General features: G+C 36.7%; 1 protein-coding gene. It reads left to right on the forward strand.

Annotation, left to right across the window (positions count from 1 at the left end; translation table 11 throughout):
- Positions 1-256: 256 nt before the first annotated feature.
- Positions 257-1,411, forward strand: a complete 1,155-nt coding sequence (locus tag RR45_RS10825; RefSeq protein WP_031365809.1) for an IS110 family RNA-guided transposase — start codon at positions 257-259, stop codon at positions 1,409-1,411.
- Positions 1,412-1,511 lie beyond the last annotated feature (100 nt).

The raw sequence follows: 1,511 nt of genomic DNA on the forward strand, positions 1-1,511 counted from the left end.
TCTCCTTATATTAGTAATAGTGGGTAGCTCCCACAAAGCTCTAAGTTATTTTATACTTAGAATAAGTGCTGTGGATTGGTTCTTTCTCCAACAGATTCCAAATCTGGAATACTGGTTCAGTAAGGCTCCAACCACGGCTCTTTGTCGTAATTGGTAATGAGTTTGATAACGCAAGACGTTTGATTTAGCATAAGGAAACATGACAAAGAGTTCGTGTCAACCACAGTCAAAACATAATAATCAAAGGAGATTTACTATGCTTTACGTTGGGATTGATGTCGCAAAATACAAACATGACATTGCCGTTATTGATGAATTTGGAAATATTATCCTAGAACACATGCAAATTAAAAACAATCATGAGGGATTTTATCAACTTCATACTTGGCTATCTCATCATGTCGAAAATCCTAACGATATCCGTATCGCACTTGAAGATACGGGACATTACTCACGTAATATTGTCATGTTCTTACGTGCTAATTTTTATCCAACTTTTTCTTACAATCCTTACCTTATCAAAGAATTTGCCAAGTCGGTTTCACTTCGTAAAACGAAAACAGACAAGAAAGATGCTTTAACTATCGCCCGTAAGCTTGCCTCAGATATGCCTGTTATGAGACAAATGCCATCACAAGACATGGATGACCTCAAAGTTTTAACACGTCACCGTGACCGTATCAAACGCAAGATGACTGACTTTAAAGTCCAGTATGTCAAAATCTTAGACTTGATTTTTCCTGAGCTTGCCAAGATTGTCAGTTTACACAATCAGTCAACTAGGCACTTGATTGAAAAATATCCAACACCTGCTAAGATAATCAGAGCCAATAAAACGTCAATTTACAACATCAAAAATCTTAAAGCAGATAAAGCCAAAAGTATTATCATAGCTGCTCGAACAACCGTGGGTAATACTTCTTGGGCGCTTGAATTTGAACTCAAACAAACGCTACAAGCCATTCGATATTTTGAAAAATTGATGACGGAAATCAACACTGAGATTCAAGCATTGATGGATAAGTTAGACCAAGTCATTACCTCTGTTCCTGGTATTTCAACGACACTGGGCAGTATCATTTTAGCGGAAATTAGGAATATTGAGAATTTTCGCAACCCTAATCAGTTACTCGCTTTCGCTGGACTTGAACCGTCTGTCAACCAATCTGGTGAATCTGAACATACTGGAAAAATGGTCAAACGAGGTTCAACACATCTCAGATGGGCACTTTTACAGGCAGCTGAGAAAGTTGCCATATACTCCCCAACTTTTAAGCGTTATCTAGCGCTCAAACGTTCGCAAGGCAAACATTACAATAAAGCTAAGAGTCATGTCGCTAAGAAATTAGTTCGTGTCCTATTTTATCTACTCAAAAACCATAAGTATTTTGACGAAAATCTTTTGACTTAAAGTTCAAAAATTTGTTTTCGTCAGAGTGCTTTTTGTGCGCTCTTTTTTACTCGTTATTTTATTTAAAATTTAGACTTGACTTTTTATATAGTTTGTCTTA

Source organism: Pseudolactococcus chungangensis CAU 28 = DSM 22330, from assembly GCF_002441885.1.
GTDB lineage: Bacteria > Bacillota > Bacilli > Lactobacillales > Streptococcaceae > Pseudolactococcus > Pseudolactococcus chungangensis.